The organism is Halorubrum miltondacostae (genome assembly GCF_041379815.1).
Taxonomy (GTDB): Archaea; Halobacteriota; Halobacteria; order Halobacteriales; family Haloferacaceae; genus Halorubrum; species Halorubrum miltondacostae.
In genome coordinates this window covers 217050-232979 of the sequence record NZ_JBEDNY010000003.1, presented here as the reverse complement: position 1 = coordinate 232979, position 15930 = coordinate 217050, and the positions used below count along the sequence as shown (strand labels likewise).

Here is a 15930-nt window from a genome sequence, read left to right as displayed (position 1 = left end):
ATCGCCGCGGCCGGAGCGTCAGTTCGACGCCCCAGCCACCTCGGTCGGCGACGGCAGCCGCAGATCGGCGAACGCCTCGGTGTCGCCGATCCCCGTGACGATCTTGACCTCGTCGGTGATCGGGACTCCCACGCACGAGAGCCGGGCGTTCGCCCCTCGGATCTGCTCGTCGGAGAGGATCGACTGCCCCGGTATCGCCACGTCGCCCTCGACGACGACGACGGCGCAGTTCGAGCAGGCCCCGCCGCGGCAGGCGTACGGCCACGAGCGGCCGCCCCGCTCCGCCGCGTCGAGGATCGACTCGCCGGGTTCGACGAGGAAGCGCCCATACTCCGGGAGGTCGAGGTCCGCGTCGGCCGTCTTCTCGAAGAGATCGTCGTCGGACAGCGACCACCCCCGCTCCGTCAGCGCGTCGCGGTCGAGGTGGTAGACGGTCGAGGGCGATCCGGTGCGGACCGGCTCGACCGACCCCTCCGCGTACCGCCGGACGACGTCGGCCGCCTCGTCGACCGGGTCGTCGGCGAGCGCGTCGAACCAGTCGCGGACCGTCGCCGGGGCGAGGTTCGACTCCGCGGCGACGGCCTCCAAGTTCACCCCCTCGAGCCGGGCGACGGTCGAGACGAACCGCGGCGAGTCGAGCGCCGCGACCGTCTCCTCGATCCACTCCTCCGAGCGGTCGTACCACGAGGCGAGCTCCGCCGTGCCGATCCCCCTGTCGTACGCGACGGCGATCATCAGCGCCGCGGTCGCGTCCGCCGAGCGGACCTCCGGGAGTCACGCCCGAAGCAGGTCCGCGTCGATCCGATCGAGCTGACTCATACCGGAGCGTCCGTCTCGGAGCCATTAAACGGTGAGCCTGAACAGTTAGGCTCGGCCGCCGGCATCGCCGGGCGGCGTCGGGACCGGCCGGCGGACGAAATCCGTCCCATCGAACCCGACCGAAACGGGAGCAAAGAGTTTTGCCGGGGGCACGACACGGTCCGGTAATGGATATCGACGAGTACGACGTTGTCGTGGCGGGGGCCGGGACCGCCGGCTGTTACGCCGCCGCGACGATCGCGAACGAGGGGCTCGACGTCGTCATCGTGGAGCGGAAGGACGTCGAGGAGGCCGGCCACATCGCCTGCGGTGACGCCCTGAAGGGGGCCGACGCCTTCCCGGAGGCGATCCCGAAGGACCGACTCGAGCCCGCGTTCACGAACACCGGCGTCGACCACGGTCGCTTCGAGATCCCCCAGGAAGACACGATCTTAGAGATCCCGGTCCCCGGCGAGCTCGCCGTCATCGACCGCTGGGAGTACGGCCGCCAGCTCATCTCCGGCGCCGAGGACGCGGGCGTCGACTTCCACTACGACACCGTCATCAACGACGTGAGACAGGACGAGACCGGTCGCGTCACCGGGATCCACGCGGTGCGGCAGGGCGACCCGCGGACGTACGAAGCGGACGTCGTGATCGACGGCGCCGGGTCGCTCTCGCTGCTCCAGGACAAGGCGGACTTTGAGGGGACGACCTTCGACACGAACGTCCGGTACTCGCAGTTCTGTTCGGCGTACCGCGAGATCGTCGACGTCCCGGAGCCGGTCGAGTGGGACGACGCGCTGGTGTTCAAAGCGACCGACCGCGCAGCGGGGTACCTCTGGTACTTCCCGCGGACCGCGACGGAGATCAACGCGGGCCTCGGCTTCCAGATGACGGAGGAGCCGATGCAGCTCGTCGAGTCGCTGAAGCAGGACCTCCGGGACCGCCCCGAGTTCGAGGGCGCGGAGGTACGCGACAAGCTCGGGGCCGCGCTGCCCACCCGACGCCCGTACGACTCGGCGGTCGCGCCGGGGTACATGGCGGTCGGCGACGCCGCGGGCCATGTGAACCCGACGACCGGCGGCGGCATCGCCGGCGCGGCGTACGCGGGCAAGTACGCCGGCGAGCAGGCGGTGAAGGCGATCTCGGACGGCGACGTCAGTGAGGAGAACCTCTGGCGGTACAACACCCGCGTGATGGAGCACTTCGGCGGCCGGTACGCCGGCCTCGACGTGTACAACGTCCTCGCGACCGCGGTCGACGTGGACAACCTGATGGGCCTGCTCGCGTCGCTCCCGGGCGAGAAGCTGGCGGAGGCGCTGTACGAGGGGTCGACCTCGATGTCCTTCGGGCTGAAGCTGAAGGCCGCGGTCAAGAGCTTCGGCTACTGGGGGACGATCCGGAACTTCTACCAGACGAAGTCGCTGGCCGACGAGCTGATCGGCCACTACGACGAGTACCCGACGAGCCCGGCCGCGATGGCGAACTGGACCCGTCAGCGCGACGCGATCATGGACCGCGTGTACGAGACGACCGGCGCGGACGCGAAGTACTGAGGCCGTGAGCGGGTACCGGCTCACTACCGTCGAGACCGTCCGCGAGCGGGGGTCGTGGGCGTTCACGGCCCGGGAAGGTGACGCGGACCGCGAGGTGTTCCTCGTGCCGTGCGCGGACGAGCCGGACTGGGAGGAGGCGAGTCCGGACCAGCCCGTCCGGGCGTGGATCAACCGCTGTACCCACGAGGACCAGCGGCTCCACCGCGAGGGGGTCGGCGCGGTCACTCGCGGCGGGTCGGTCGTCTGCCCGAAGCACGGCTCGGCGTTCGACGCCTGCGAGGGATCCTGCGACAACGGCGAGGCGGCGGGGACGACGCTCCGTTCGGTCGACGTGACCGTCCGCGACGGCGCGGTGTTCCTGACCGACGACGACCTCAACTACCTCCGCGAGGGGCTGCCGGACGAGGACGACGGCGACGGCGATGAGGGGCCGTCGTCGAGTTCGCACCTTACATTTTGAGTCGGCGAGAGGTTCGTGCGGACAGCGCGCCGTTCTACTCCTTAGGTGATAACCTTTTGACCGACACCAACACCACCGAAGCCCCAGCCGCGAGGCGGGCGCACGCTCGCCGCGCTCCTCGTCGCTCGTTTCACTCGCTCTTGCGGTGCTCGCGTCGCCTGCGCCCGCCTCGCGGCTGCCCCTTCGATTCACTTCCCGCACCGCAGCTACACCTCATACCTCCCCAGCCTCGTCGGTCGCCGTCGCTTCGCTCGACGACCGAATCCCTCCCGCGTGCTAACTCGCGGGCCTGCGGCCCGCTCGTAGACACGCGCCGCAGAGTTGTTTGTAAAAGAGGATTCGTTACGGCTGCGTCTCCGCGACCCGCCGGATCGCGCCGGCGATCACGTCGATGCCGACCGACAGGTCGTCCTCGACCACGTCGAAGTCTGTCGTGTGGTGCCCGCCGGGGTGGTCGGTGCCGACGCCGAGGTAGCAGGCGAGCCCGCCCTGCTCTTGGACGCGGTTCATCAGGTACGTGGCGTCCTCGGAGCCGCCGAGCTCGTCGCTGTCGACGATATTCGTGACGCCCTCGACGTCGCCCGCGGACTCCCGGACGAGGGCGGCGAGCGCGTCGTCGCTCGTTGCGCTGGGCGCCTCACCGAGCGTGGACACGTCGACCTCGCAGTCGTGCATATCCGCGGCGGAGTCGAGGATGCGGTCGGCGTGGTCGGACATGTACTCCGCGAGCTCGGTCGTCTGCCCGCGGAGCTCGCCCTCGATGTGCGACTCCTCCGGGATGATGTTCGTCGCGGTGCCGCCGCCGACTAGCCCGGCGTTCACGCGCGTGGGCCCGTCGGCGTGGCGCGGGATGGCGTAGAGGTTCTGGACCGCGGCCGCCATCGCCTGGACCGTGTTCCGGCCCTGTTCGGGGCGCGCGCCGGCGTGCGCCGGCTCGCCGGTGAACTCCGCGAGGAGGTGCCGCACCGCGAGGAACCCCTCGACGCCGCAGACGACCTCGCCCGACGGGTGATCGAGACCGACGTGGACCGCGTAGAGGTAGTCGACGTCGTCGAGGTGGCCAGACTCGGCCATCGGCTTCCCGCCGGCGACCTGCTCTTCGCCCGGCTGGAAGAACACCTTCAGCGTCCCGGAGAAGTCGGAGTCGAGGACGGCGTCGAGCGCGCCGAGCCCCATCGTCGCGTGGGCGTCGTGGCCGCAAGCGTGCATGAACCCCTCGTGCTCGGAGCGGAACCCCTCCGCGGCCGGGACGTGCTCGCCCGACTCCGACTCCGTGATCGGCAGCGCGTCGATGTCGACCCGCAGGCCGACCACGGGCCCGTCGCCGCGTTCGACGACCGCGACACAGCCGGTGTAGCCGCCGGAGAGCTGATCGAGTATCTCCGGGTCCGCGCCCGCCTCGCGCGCCCGCTCCTCCCACTCGGCCAGCTCCTCGTCATCGGGCACGTTCATGCGCTCGTCCGCCGCGAGCGCGTCGGGCCCGATGTGGAGTTCGTCGAGGTCGCGCTCGCCGAGGGCCGCCACGATGCGGGCGGTGGTGTAGAACTCGCGCCATGCGGGCTCGGGATGGCGGTGGAGGTCGCGGCGGAACGCGCGGTACTCGTCGTCTTCGAGAACGCTCATACCCGTGGGTGGCCCGGGGACAGCTTAAAACGTCGCCTGTCGGAGAGCGACGGGGACCGCATCGGAGCCGACCGGAGGCGGCTCACTCCTCGGCCGATCCCATGCGCTCAGAGTAGTCCCACGTGTGGAGCCGCTCCGGCTCGATCCGGATCTCGACCTCCTCGCGCTCGGGGCGGAGGAGCCGCTCGGCGGTCGAGTTGTCGGTGCCGCCGAGGTACTCCTTCAAGAGCGACCGCAGGAGTCGCTTGTCCTCGTCGGGATGGATCGACGCCCGGCCGCGGCCGCGGACCCCCTTGTACGGCGGGTCGTTCGTCGACACGTCGAAGGAGACGCTGTCGTCGTGGTCGACGAACTCGACGAGGTCCGCGTTCGCGCTCGTCGCACAGCGGATCGCGCCGGTCGCGTTCGCCGAGTCCTCCCCGTCGTCGGCGGTATCCGCTTCCGGGTCCCACGCGAACCACAGCGAGACGATCCAGGGGTGGTCGCCCGGCGTCCGGCAGCCGAGGCGGACCGGCACGCGCGCTGCGCCGAGGAACTCGTCGACTCGCGGTCGGTCCCACGGCCCGGTCGGGTCCATACCGATCGGTCGGCCGCCGTCCGCCTAACAGTTGCGGCGACGCTCGGTCCGAGCGGGGTCGACGGCCGGACGGCGAGGAACTCAGGCGTCCGGCCGGCGGCGGAACACAAGAGAATTGACCGTCCCCCCGCGAGGGAAAGTATGACCGACTACTTCGAGGTCCACGAGCGCGACGGTGCCGCCCGCCTCGGGGAGGTCCGCCTCGCCGACCCCGCGCCGACGCCGGCGCTCGCGGACCCGTTCCTCGACGACGCCGGGAGCCTCTGGGCCGGCGACCGCGAGGTCCCGGACGGCGACGAGAGCGCGCTGACGGTGCTCCCCCACCGGGCGTTCCCAGCCGGCACCCGCGACGAGGTCCGCGAGTCGTTCGCGGTCGACCACCCCGACGTCGCGTTCCCGGCCGCAGCGGCCGTCGACAGCCGGAGCGCCCGCGACCTCGGGGCCGACGCCTACCTCCTGTCGGACGCGCAGGGGTTCGTCGGCCACGGCGAGGCGTTCCGGGACGCGATCGTCCGCGCCAAGGCGGCGCTGCCGCCCGACGCCGCGCTCGGCCTCTCCGGCGTCGCGACCCCACGGAACGTCGCGCTGCTCGCGTACGCCGGCGTCGACCTCGTCGACGCGACGCTCGCGCGGACGAAGGGGACCCAGGGGATGTACCTCACGGCCGACGCGGAACACTTCCTCGAGGACCTGGACGAACTGCCGTGCGCCTGTCCGGCCTGCGCGCAACCTCGGGACGAGTTCACTCGCGCCGACTGCGCCGACCACAACGTCAACGCCCTCCGCTCCGAGCTCCGCCGCGTCCGCGAGCGGATCCGGAGCGGCCGCCTGCGCGATTACGTCGAGGGACAGGCCCGCCACGAGGGGTGGCTCACGGCCGCGTTCCGCGAGTTCGACGACCAGTGGGGGTACCTCGAAGAACGGACCCCGCTCATGCGAGACGCCAAGGTGACGGCGGCCTCGGCGGAGACGCTCGACCGCGTCGAGATCCGGCGGTTCGCCGACCGCGTCACGAGCCGCTACCGGAACCGGTTCACCGACCAGCCGCTCGTGTTGGTCCCCTGCTCGGCGACGAAGCCGTACAGCGACTCGCAGAGCCACCGCCAGTTCCACGACGCGATCAAGTGGCGCGGCCACACCGTCTCGATGACCTCGCCCATCGGCGTGGTGCCCCAGGAGCTGGAGACGACCTACCCCGCCCAACACTACGACTCGGTCGTCACCGGCGACTGGAGCGAGGGCGAGATCGAGTTCGTCGCCGAGGTCCTCCGGCGGTACCTCGAACGCAACGACTACTCGCGCGTCGTCGCGCACGTCCCCGAGGACGGCTACCGCGAGATCTGCGAGCGCGTTGAGGGCGCGGTCGACCTCGACTTCGAGTACACCTGCGTCGACCACCCGACGACCGACGAGTCGCTCGGCGAGCTGAACGCCGCCCTCCAGGGCGAGCCAGCGTACAGCAAGCGGGAGCGCGAGCACAACACGGTCCGCGCCATCGCCGACTACCTGATCGGCGACGGCGCGGGCGACGCCCTGTTCGGCGGACCGGGGGAGGCCGACGTGCGCACTACCGGCCGCTACCCCAAGCTCCAGGTGTGGGGCGACGACCCCGACGCCGGCCGCGAGGGCGAGCCGGGCGAACAGCTCGCGACGATGGTCCCGCAGTACGGCACCCTCTCTTTCACCCTCGCCGGCGCGCGCCGTTGGGTCGCGAGCGACGCCCCGACGAAGCGGGTCGAGATCGACTCCTTCGTCCCGCGCGGCTCCGTCCTCGCGCCCGGCGTCGTCGACGCCGCCGACGACATTCGGGTCGGCGACGAGGTCGTGATCGAGGGGCCGAAGGCGTTCGCGGTCGGCCGGGCGGCGATGTCCGGGCCGGAGATGGCGGGGTCCACCCGCGGCGTCGCGGTCGAGGTCCGGCACAGCGACGAGAAGTGACCGGACGGGGGCCTCGGCGCTCATGTCTTCATGACGTCGAAGTGCTTGTAACCGCCTTCGGCGGCCATGAACGCGGCGAGCACGCACCACGCGAGCGCCGCGTCAGTGAAGTCGGGGACCGAGAACGTCGGGATCACGAGCGCGACCGCTCCGAGGACTTCCGCGCCTCGGAGAGCGGTAGCCGTTCTGTCCGTTCGTACCGCCGGTATTGGAGTCCGGTTCAGTTGCGGATACCGGCGAGCGTGCGGTCACCGGGAAGACCGAGCCGTCTCAGTCGTCGGCGGTCGCCTCGGGCCGATACGCCTCGCTGATCGCCTTCCACTTCCCGGAACGGAACCGCAGGTAGTTGATCGCGGCGGGGATCGTGGTCTCGGCCATGAACGCGAAGTAGAGCCCCCACAGTCCGATCGCCGGGAGCGCCACCTCGGGGATCGTGAGGCCGACGAGCGGGAGGTTGATCGCCGGCGTCGCGTCGTGCGCGCCGACGTACGCCAGCGGGATCGACACGCAGAACATCCCGAGGAACTGGCTCGCGAAGGGGATCTTCGTGTCCCCGGCGGCGTCGAGCGGGCCGGCCGCGCCGCCGGAGACGCCCTGGAAGATCACCGCGGCGCAGGCCGCGTACACGAGGTTGACGGCGATCGGTATCTCCGGGCTGTCGGGCGACTCGGCGAACATCGAGACGATGTCGGTCGCGAAGACCGCGATCAGCACCGCGGAGACGGCGTACGTCGCCACCGAGAAGCGGATGATGTCGCTGGCGTACGCCTCCGCCTCGTCCGGGCGCTCGACGCCGAGCTCCTGCCCGACGAGGCTGGAGGAAGCGAGGCCGAACCCCCAGCCGGGCGTGTTCATGATCCCCCAGATGCGGCGGGCGATGACGAACGCCGCCACGGTGTTCTCGCCGAACACGTCGAGGATGGAGAGCATCGGGAACTCGGCGGCCGTCCACACGAGGTTGCGCGCGCCGACGGGGACGCCGATCTCGACGAGGTCCCGGAGCATGCCGGGGTTCAGGTACGATCCGGTCGGGTCGATCGCAACCGGGAACTGGCCGATGAGGGGGGCGCTCCCGCGCACGAGCCCGACGGTGAACCCGCCGACAGCGAGCACGTTCGAGAGGACGGTTCCGACTGCGGCCCCCTCGACGCCCCACCCGAAGCCGAAGATGAACAGCGCGCTGAGGAGGATGTTCGCGACCGCGCCGCCCGCTCGGACCTGCATCGCGGTGTAAGCGTCGTCACAGCCGACGAGGATCCGGCTCCCGACGAGGTTGAGCGCGGCGAAGGGGACGCCCAGCCCGACGACGCGGAGGTAGTCCGCGCCGTAGGCGATCGCCACCTCGTTGCTGCTCAGCGCGTCGATGAACGCGGGGGCGAACAGCCAGAACGCCGCGCTGACCGGCAGCGTGATCGCCACCGCGAGGAGGACGCTGGAGCGCACCGCGTCGCCCAGTTCGCCGAACGCCTCGGCGCTGAACCGCTGGGAGACCAAGGCAATTGTCCCGCCGGCGACGCCGCCCCCGAAGGCGAACGCGAGCCCCCAGTAGGGCCCCGCGAAGCCGACGCCGGCGACGGCGCTCGTGCCGACCGCGACGCCGACCATCGCGACGTCGACCGCGTTCTTCGACATCCGGGCGATGCCGGTGACGATCCGCGGCCACGCGAGGTCGGTGGTCCTGACCACCCGGTGCCGGTCGATCAGCCCAGCGCGCGCGAGGGCGAAGCCGATGTACAAGATCAGCGCACGGAAGGGGTTCGGCAGGCGAGACACGGCAGATACGCTCCTTTTTTACTGGCGGCTAAAGGCGTTTCGTCACGCGGCAGTCGGTTCCGGATCGGCGGGGTGCGGCCGGGCGGATCAGGCCCCGGAGACCAGGTAGACGGCCGCGGCGGCGAAGAGGATGCCGACCCCCTTGCGGGCGGTGAACGACTCGCCGAGGAACAGGAAGCCGATCACCGAGGAGAAGACGAGGAACATCGCGAAGATCGGCGTCACGACGCTCACCGGGCCGAGCGACAGCGAGCGGTACAGCGCGAGGATCCCGATCCCGAGGAACACCCCCGCGGCGAGCACGTACGCGAGCTTCGGCGACCCGAGGTGCGCGGTGAATCCCTGTCCGGTGTACGCGATCACGCCGACCGCCATGGCGACGAGCAGCGTGTTCGAGACGACGACGGCGACGTCGCTCGGGATCGCGTTCGGTCCGGTCGTGGCGACGCGCATCAGCGGGGAGACGAGCGCGTACGCGCCCATGGCGAGCAGCGCGAACGGGAGATACGTCGTGGCCGAGGCGTCCATACTTCGGGGTCGACGCCCGGCGGCAAGTGCCTGTCGACCCGGGATCGACTCCCTGCCGTCTGCCGGCGGCGGTCCGGTCGAGGACCGTTCAGCGATCGGTACCGGGCACTCCCGACCGTTCGACCGGCACGGAGACCGTCACGAGCGTCCCGCGGGGCTCCCGCTCCTCGAAAGCGATCCGCCCGCCGAGGTGGTCGACGCCCCACTTGACGATCCACAGGCCGATCCCGCTGCCGTGGCGCAGCGGCGTCTCCGTCCCGCGGTCCAACACGTCGTACTCGGCCGGGTCGATCCCGGGACCGTCGTCCGCGACGGTGACGTCGACCCAGTCGTCCGCGACTCTCGCGTCGATCTCCACCCACGGCGACGCCCGGTCGTTGTGGCGGATTGCGTTCGAACAGAGGTTCTCCAGCACGACGCGTAACACGACGGAGACCGTGACTTCCGGCACTCGGCCGACCTCGACCCGGGCGTCGGGGTCGATCTCGCGGGCGTCGGCGACCGCCTCGCCGACAACGTCCGGAAGCGGCGACGACGCGTACTCCTGTGTCGGATCGAACAGCTCCCCGGCGCTCCGGGTGCGTTCGCTGAGCTCGAGTATCCGTCCCGCGCTCTGTTCGATCACCGACACGGCGCGCTCGTCGCTCGACCCCGGACGCAGCTGTTCGGCGTACCACTGGATGAGGTTCGTCTCCGTCCGGACGTCGTGGCGGAACACGCGGTTGAGCACGTTGAGCCGCTGCTGTTGGCCGAGGTACGCGCCGACGTCGTGGAAGGTGATGACGCGGGCGCTGGTGCGGTCGTGGTCGTCGACCACGTCCCGAACCGTCGCCTCGTACGGCCGCCGCCCGTCGCGGCCGACGATCGGGATCGCCCGGGGCTTGTCGTCGCCGTCGGCGAGGTCCCTGACCGCGTCGTAGCGCGGGACGGTCGACGCCGCGGGTCGCCCGATGGCCTCGCGGCGGTCGATGCCGAACGTCTCGGCCGCGCTCTCGTTCAGGTCGACGAGGAGCCCCTCCGTCCCGACGACGAAGACCGGATCGTGGAGCTGCTCGAAGACGAGTCGGCGGGCGCGCCGTCGGGGCGCCGGCGCGAGCGTGAGCAGGCGGAACCGGGAGAGCGCGAGGAGGTACGCCACCCCGGAGACCACGAACACCAGCGGCGTGGGGTCGAGCCCGGCGATCGGGATCGCGCCGGTGATGTAGGCGACGCTGCCGGCCCACGGGGCCGCGGTCCCGACGAGCAAGGCCGCGCTCTGCCCCCGGAACGGCCGCGCGTCGTCGCGGATCAGCTAGAGCAGCGGGACCGACCCGATCGCGCCGAGGGGGTACGTATAGCCGGCGATGATGTAGTACAGCGGGCCGGGAACGACGTCGAGGAACGTCCTGACGGCGGTCTCGCGCACGACCTGTTCGGTCGCGAGGAGGTTCCCGGGGTCGCCGGCGGCGACGACCGCGACGGTGGCCGCGGGGACGATGGAGACCGCGGCGACGAAGAAGGGGGTCACGTAGCGGTCGTAGCCGGTGTGCGCAAGCGCGAAGAAGAGCCAACCGACCGGGACGGCGACGACCCCGACCCGCTGGACGTCGTACCACAACGCCTTCGCCGGCAGCGTCGCCGCCTCGAGTTCGAAGACGAGGAACGTCGCCCACCACACCTGCCCGACGAGCAGCACGGAGAGCCACGTCGCGCCCGGTTCCGGACGCTCGCGCCACACGAGTATCGCCGCCGCCAACCCGACGGTCACCGCGACGAGGAGGGCGGTGGACAGCGGACTCAGCGCGGCCATTGTGGTTTTTTACGCGCATTCGATTTATAACTCATCTAGTCGAATTATCCCATGTAAAAAACTGGCCGCTGAGCGACGCGGATCCGGGATCGCCGCCGTCTCAGGTGCCGAGCGCAAGGAGCACCGCGCCGGCCACGAGGTAGCTACAGTCTGGCGCGACCCCGAGCATCGATCCGTCGAGTCGATCCGCGAGCGCGGTGACGGCCACGGAGACGCCGAGACCGGCGACGAGCGCGGCAACCACGCCGGACGACGCAGCGCCGGTCGCGACGAGCGCGACGAGGAGGCCACCGGCGACCGCGTCGACGCCGATCAGGATCCGACGCGCCTCGGGGATTCCGTACACGACGGGGAGCGTCGACACGCCCCGCGCGGCGTCGGCCGCGACGTCCCTGACGTTCGGCACCTCGACGTCGACGAACGAGCGGGCGGTGACGTATGCGAACAGCAGCGCGACGGTCGGCGCGTTCGCCGGTTCGACGGGGACGCCGGTGAACGCCAGCGGCGCGGCGACGACCGCGACCGCCCACGCGAGCGCGACAGCCGCGGAGTTGAGGAGGAACACGTCCTTCAGCCGCGGGACCGAGACGCCGCCGAGCCGCGGGACGCGCTCGCCGAGCGGCGCGACGAGGCCGCCGACGGCCGGCGGCCAGTCGGTCGCGTAGCCGACCCACACCGCGCCCGGAACGAGGACAAGCGCGAGCGCCGCGGGACCGGCTCCGACCGCGAGCGCGACCGCGACCCCATAGCTCAGGGCGGCGGCGAGCATGAGCTGATCGCCGTAGCGTAGCGCGAATCCCGCACGGGCCGCGGTCGACCCCACGTCGCCCTCGGCGTCCGCGACGTGGTCCGCGGCGTACACCGAGAACGCGACGAGCCCGACCGCGATCGGCGCGGGCGACAGCGGGACGCCGAGCGCGGCCGTCGCGATCGCGACTCGACGGCCGCGACGACCGCGGTGAACGGGGCCGCCGCCGCGAACGCGCCGACCCGTCTGAGGGATCCCGCGGCGGCGGTGGTTGCGTATGAACGAGACTGCTCTACCGTGCCGTCTGACGTCGACGGCCTGATCGGTTCGTTTGCCATGGTGACGTCCGCCGCCAATCGGCGACTGACGTCCATCATGGGGGATCGACCTGTATCTGTCCACGCCATGGAGTGTTAATAAAACGCGAACGGGCGGAGTATCATCCAGCACGGGACGCCGACGAGATACCCCTTCGGGGTTCAGTACGCTTTTGACCCGAGCGGCCGATCTCTCGCGTATGGACGGAACGTTTGATCACGTGATGATCCGCGTCGAGGACCTCGAAGAGAGCCTCGACTGGTACCAGACGCACCTGAACTACGAGGAGAAGGGCCGCTGGGAGGCCGACACGTTCACCAACGTCTTCCTCGGCCCCGAGGACGTTCACGAGGACGGCGCGCTCCTCGAGCTCACGTACAACCACGACGGCCGGAGCTACGAGCTCGGCGACGCGTGGGGCCACATCGCGGTCCGCGTCCCCGAGGACGCGCTCCAGGAGTCGTACGACCAGCTGATGGCGGAGGGCGTCGACGACTACCGCGACCCCGAGTCGTGCGGGAACCGCTACGCGTTCGTGAAGGACCCCGACGGCCACGAGATCGAGATTGTCAAGCGCGACCAGGGCGCGAAGTGGAGCATCGACCACACGATGATCCGCGTCGAAGACGCCGACGAGGCGCTCGGCTACTGGACCCGGAAGTTCGAGTACACGGAGCAGCCGAGCGGACGCTGGGAGGCCGACACCTTCTCGAACTACTTCGTGGCTCCCGAGGATGCGCCGGAAGAGGCGATGAAGCTCGAGCTCACCTACAACTACGACGGCCGCGAGTACACGATGGGCGACGGCTGGGGCCACGTCGCGGTGCGCGTCGACGACCTCGACGACGCCTGGGACGACCTGCTGACCCGCGAGGCGCCCGATTACCGCGACCCCGAGTCCTGCGACCACAACTACGCGTTCACGAAGGACCAGGACGGTCACGAAGTCGAACTCGTCACGCGGGACTGATCGACCGGCCCGGACCGGATGCCGACTGTGACCGCCTTTTCGCTCGCGCTCGACCCGATCAGTCCGTCGACTCGACGCCCGTGACCTCGAAGCGAGCGCCGCCGGCGTCGCTCTCGACCGCGCGCACCGACCACCCGTGGGCGTCGGCCACCTGCTCGACGATCCGCAGCCCGAACCCGGTGCCAGACTGCGTGGTCGAGTAGCCGGCGTCGAACGCGTCCTCGCGGCGGTCCGGGTCGATCCCCAGGCCGTTATCGGCCACGTAGAAGCCGTCCGGGAGGCTCCCGACCGTGACCGTCACGTCGTCGCCCCCGTGCTCGACCGCGTTCCGGATCAGGTTCTCCAGCAGTTGCCTGAGCCGCCCCTTGTCCGCGACGATCATCTCCTCGGCCTCGGCGCGGAGCGTCGCGTCCCGCGTGTCGACCGTCCGCCAACAGGAGCCGACGACCTGACCCAGGTCGACCGGCTCGGCGTCGGTCACGGGGTCACCCTCGCGGGCGAGGGTGAGCAGGTCGTCTATCAGCGCCGCCATCCGGTCGTGGGCCCGCCCGACCGCAGCCAGGTGCTCGCTGTCGCACTCTTCGAGAGCGAGCTCAGTCCGACCGCGGGCGACCTCCAAGGGGTTTCGGAGGTCGTGTGACACCACGCCGGCGAACTCCTCTAACCGGTCGTTCTGCCGCTCCAACTCGGCGGTCCGCTCGGCGAGCCGGCGGGTTCGCGCCTCGGCCTGAAACGCCGTCTCGGCCGCGGTCGCGAGGATCCCGGCGAGGTACTCGTCGACGCCGTCGAACACCCCGGGCTCCGTCTCGCCGATCGATATCGCCCCGTACTCGCCGATCGGAACGACGAGCACGCTCCGGAGCGCCGTGTCGGCGTCGAACGCGTCCGTCGTCTGGATGTCGTCGAACTTCCGCGTCTCGCCCGACTCGAACGCTGCCCAGTTGAGACTCCCGCCGTCCGGCGTGAACGTCGGGCGCTCCGGCAGCATCTCGGCCGCGGTGTCGGAGATCGCGACCGGGACCAGCCCGCCGGCAGCCTCGTCGTAGAGCCGGACTGAGACGATCGAGAACTCCAAGACGTCAGTGGCGGCCTCGACCGCCCGGTCGGCGATCGCTTCTCGCGACTCCGCGCGGACGAGGGTCCGCGTCGCGCCGTGGAGCCGCTCGACGCGACTCTCCCGCTCGATCCGGTCGAGCGCCGCCTCGAGGTGGCCGGAGAGGATCTCCGCCACGAGGACGTCCGTGTCGGTGAACTCGTGCGGGTTCGGGGAGGAGACGACGAACAGCCCATGGTCGCCGATGGGGCGCAACACCAGGCTCTCCGCGGGCGAGGACTCGTCGAGCCGGCCGGACGACGAGAGCTCGTCGATGACGACCGACTCCTCGTTCCGGAAGGCGTCCCACGCCAGCGCCGCGCGGGAGCCGGGCGGCGCGCCGCGGTCGTACGACGGCTGCTCCTCGAACATCATCGGCACGGAGTCGCCGAGCGCGGCCGGCTGGAGGCTCTCGCCGTCCGCCGACAGCAGGTGAATCCCGCTCAGTCCGGCGTCAATGAGGTCATCGACCGCCTCGACCGCGAGGTCGGCCGCCTCGTCGGTGGTCCGGGTGTAGTTGAGCTCCCGGGTCCACTCCCGGAGCTGGGAGAGCGTCCGCTCGCGCTCCTTCCGCTCGGAGACGTCGCGCGTGGTGACGACGTACCCCTCGATGCCGTCCGTCTCCAGCTCGTCGCTGCCGACGGACTCGAGCCACCGGTAGTCGCCGTCGGCCGTCCGGAACCGGTACTCGACGGACGGCGGCCCGTCGGCCTCGTCGATGTCGCTGAACAGCGCCTCGACCGCCGCTCGGTCCTCCGGGTGGACGTAGTCCAGCGCCCGGTCGCCGAGCAGGTCTGACGGAGTGTAGCCGGTCACGCGCTCGCATGAGGGGCTCAGATACCGGAGGCGCCAGTCCTGAGACAGCACCGCGACCACGTCGCTGGCGTGTTCGATGAACGCCCGGTGGCGGTCGCGCTCGCTGTCGTCGCGGACCACGCCGACGAACTGGCGCTCCCCGTCGGCGACGAACTCGCCGTACGACAGCGAGACGGGGACCTCGTGGCCGTCGCGGTGGAGCGCGTTGAACCGGACGTTGGACCAATCGATGCCGCGCTCGCCCGTGGCGAGGTAGCGCTCGACCGCCTCGTTGTGCTCCGTCCGCCGTCGCTCGGGGATCAGCCTCGTCAGCGGCTCACCTTCGAGCTCGGCGGGATCGTACCCGAAGACCGACTCGACCGCCGGGTTCGCGAACCGGATCACCCCGTCGGTGTCGACCGACAGGATCGCGTCGGAGGCGCCGTTGGCGACCGCGCGGAACTGTTCGACCGCCTGCTCCGCCTCGCGCTCGGCGCGGCGCTTCTCGACGGCCTCGACGATCCGGTTCGCCAGCCGCTCGTACCGCTCCGTGCCGCCGCGCTTCTGGAGGTAGTCGGTGACGCCGGCGGAGATCGCCTCGCTCGCGACCTCCTCGCTCCCCCGGCCGGTGTAGAGAATGAATGGGAGATCGGGGCGCCGCTCGCGGACCTCGTCGAGGAACTTGAGGCCGTCGCGTTCGGGCATCTCGTAGTCGGAGACGACGCACTCGACGTCGCGCTCGGAGAGGACGTCGAGGCCGTCCGCCGGCTCGGCCGCCGTCTCGACCGCAATCCGGTCGACCTCGCGTTCCAGGTACGAGGCGGTGACCGCGCGGAGATCCGGATCGTCGTCGACGAGCAGGACCGGAATGCGGTCGGGCATACGTGTCGAGTACCAACGAACTGACTATAATGGTTGCGGCGTTCGTCGGGCGTTCCGGGGTGCCAATGGGCCCGTTGAC

10 protein-coding genes and 2 pseudogenes are annotated in these 15930 nt (G+C 70.7%); 4 read left to right on the top strand and 8 right to left on the bottom strand.

The window, feature by feature from the left end:
• Positions 1 to 18: 18 nt before the first annotated feature.
• Entirely contained in the window at positions 19 to 735 is a 717-nt protein-coding gene (gene fer / locus ABNG04_RS10185) for a ferredoxin Fer (protein WP_371162311.1), read from the bottom strand.
• A 251-nt stretch (positions 736 to 986) separates the two neighbouring features.
• Between fer and ABNG04_RS10180 the strand changes: the two genes are divergently transcribed.
• Positions 987 to 2357, top strand: a complete 1371-nt coding sequence (locus ABNG04_RS10180) for a geranylgeranyl reductase family protein (protein ID WP_371162310.1) — start codon at positions 987 to 989, stop codon at positions 2355 to 2357.
• 4 nt (positions 2358 to 2361) lie between these two features.
• Positions 2362 to 2817 carry a Rieske (2Fe-2S) protein gene (locus ABNG04_RS10175; protein WP_371162309.1) on the top strand — a complete coding sequence of 152 codons (456 nt, stop codon included), beginning with the start codon at positions 2362 to 2364 and terminating at the stop codon, positions 2815 to 2817.
• A 342-nt stretch (positions 2818 to 3159) separates the two neighbouring features.
• Here ABNG04_RS10175 and ABNG04_RS10170 read toward each other — a convergent pair whose 3' ends face one another.
• A complete protein-coding gene (locus ABNG04_RS10170) occupies positions 3160 to 4440 on the bottom strand; it encodes an amidohydrolase (protein WP_371162308.1) in 1281 nt (426 codons plus the stop codon).
• Positions 4441 to 4522: 82 nt separating this feature from the next.
• Positions 4523 to 5017 (bottom strand): pyridoxamine 5'-phosphate oxidase family protein, encoded by a 495-nt coding sequence (locus tag ABNG04_RS10165; protein ID WP_371162307.1) that lies wholly within the window; start codon positions 5015 to 5017, stop codon positions 4523 to 4525.
• A 141-nt stretch (positions 5018 to 5158) separates the two neighbouring features.
• Here ABNG04_RS10165 and arcS point away from each other — a divergent pair, with 141 nt between their 5' ends.
• Positions 5159 to 6955 (top strand): archaeosine synthase subunit alpha, encoded by a 1797-nt coding sequence (arcS, locus tag ABNG04_RS10160; RefSeq protein ID WP_371162306.1) that lies wholly within the window; start codon positions 5159 to 5161, stop codon positions 6953 to 6955.
• Positions 6956 to 7225: 270 nt separating this feature from the next.
• On the opposite strand, the gene ABNG04_RS10155 is transcribed toward arcS, so the two are convergent.
• From ABNG04_RS10155 to ABNG04_RS10140, 4 genes and pseudogenes are all read right to left on the bottom strand, one after another.
• A complete protein-coding gene (locus ABNG04_RS10155) occupies positions 7226 to 8728 on the bottom strand; it encodes an MATE family efflux transporter (protein ID WP_371162305.1) in 1503 nt (500 codons plus the stop codon).
• A gap of 87 nt (positions 8729 to 8815) precedes the next feature.
• Positions 8816 to 9256, bottom strand: coding sequence for an EamA family transporter (locus ABNG04_RS10150; RefSeq protein WP_371162304.1), 441 nt, complete (start codon positions 9254 to 9256; stop codon positions 8816 to 8818).
• An 88-nt stretch (positions 9257 to 9344) separates the two neighbouring features.
• A pseudogene (locus ABNG04_RS10145) lies at positions 9345 to 11045 on the bottom strand (sensor histidine kinase).
• A 100-nt stretch (positions 11046 to 11145) separates the two neighbouring features.
• Positions 11146 to 12131: pseudogene (locus tag ABNG04_RS10140) on the bottom strand (UbiA family prenyltransferase).
• A gap of 179 nt (positions 12132 to 12310) precedes the next feature.
• Here ABNG04_RS10140 and ABNG04_RS10135 point away from each other — a divergent pair.
• A complete protein-coding gene (locus ABNG04_RS10135) occupies positions 12311 to 13081 on the top strand; it encodes a VOC family protein (protein ID WP_371162303.1) in 771 nt (256 codons plus the stop codon).
• Between the two features lie 58 nt (positions 13082 to 13139).
• Here ABNG04_RS10135 and ABNG04_RS10130 read toward each other — a convergent pair whose 3' ends face one another.
• On the bottom strand, positions 13140 to 15851 hold the full coding sequence (locus ABNG04_RS10130) for a hybrid sensor histidine kinase/response regulator (RefSeq protein WP_371162302.1): 2712 nt from the start codon (positions 15849 to 15851) through the stop codon (positions 13140 to 13142).
• Positions 15852 to 15930 lie beyond the last annotated feature (79 nt).

Bases quoted from the DNA above. Each gene is read 5' to 3' on its own strand.
- ABNG04_RS10130 (WP_371162302.1), bottom strand. From the start codon at position 15,851: ATGCCCGACCGCATTCCGGTCCTGCTCGTCGACGACGATCCGGATCTC.
- ABNG04_RS10135 (WP_371162303.1), top strand. From the start codon at position 12,311: ATGGACGGAACGTTTGATCACGTGATGATCCGCGTCGAGGACCTCGAA.
- ABNG04_RS10170 (WP_371162308.1), bottom strand. From the start codon at position 4,440: ATGAGCGTTCTCGAAGACGACGAGTACCGCGCGTTCCGCCGCGACCTC.
- arcS (WP_371162306.1), top strand. From the start codon at position 5,159: ATGACCGACTACTTCGAGGTCCACGAGCGCGACGGTGCCGCCCGCCTC.
- ABNG04_RS10150 (WP_371162304.1), bottom strand. From the start codon at position 9,256: ATGGACGCCTCGGCCACGACGTATCTCCCGTTCGCGCTGCTCGCCATG.
- ABNG04_RS10180 (WP_371162310.1), top strand. From the start codon at position 987: ATGGATATCGACGAGTACGACGTTGTCGTGGCGGGGGCCGGGACCGCC.
- fer (WP_371162311.1), bottom strand. From the start codon at position 735: ATGATCGCCGTCGCGTACGACAGGGGGATCGGCACGGCGGAGCTCGCC.
- ABNG04_RS10165 (WP_371162307.1), bottom strand. From the start codon at position 5,017: ATGGACCCGACCGGGCCGTGGGACCGACCGCGAGTCGACGAGTTCCTC.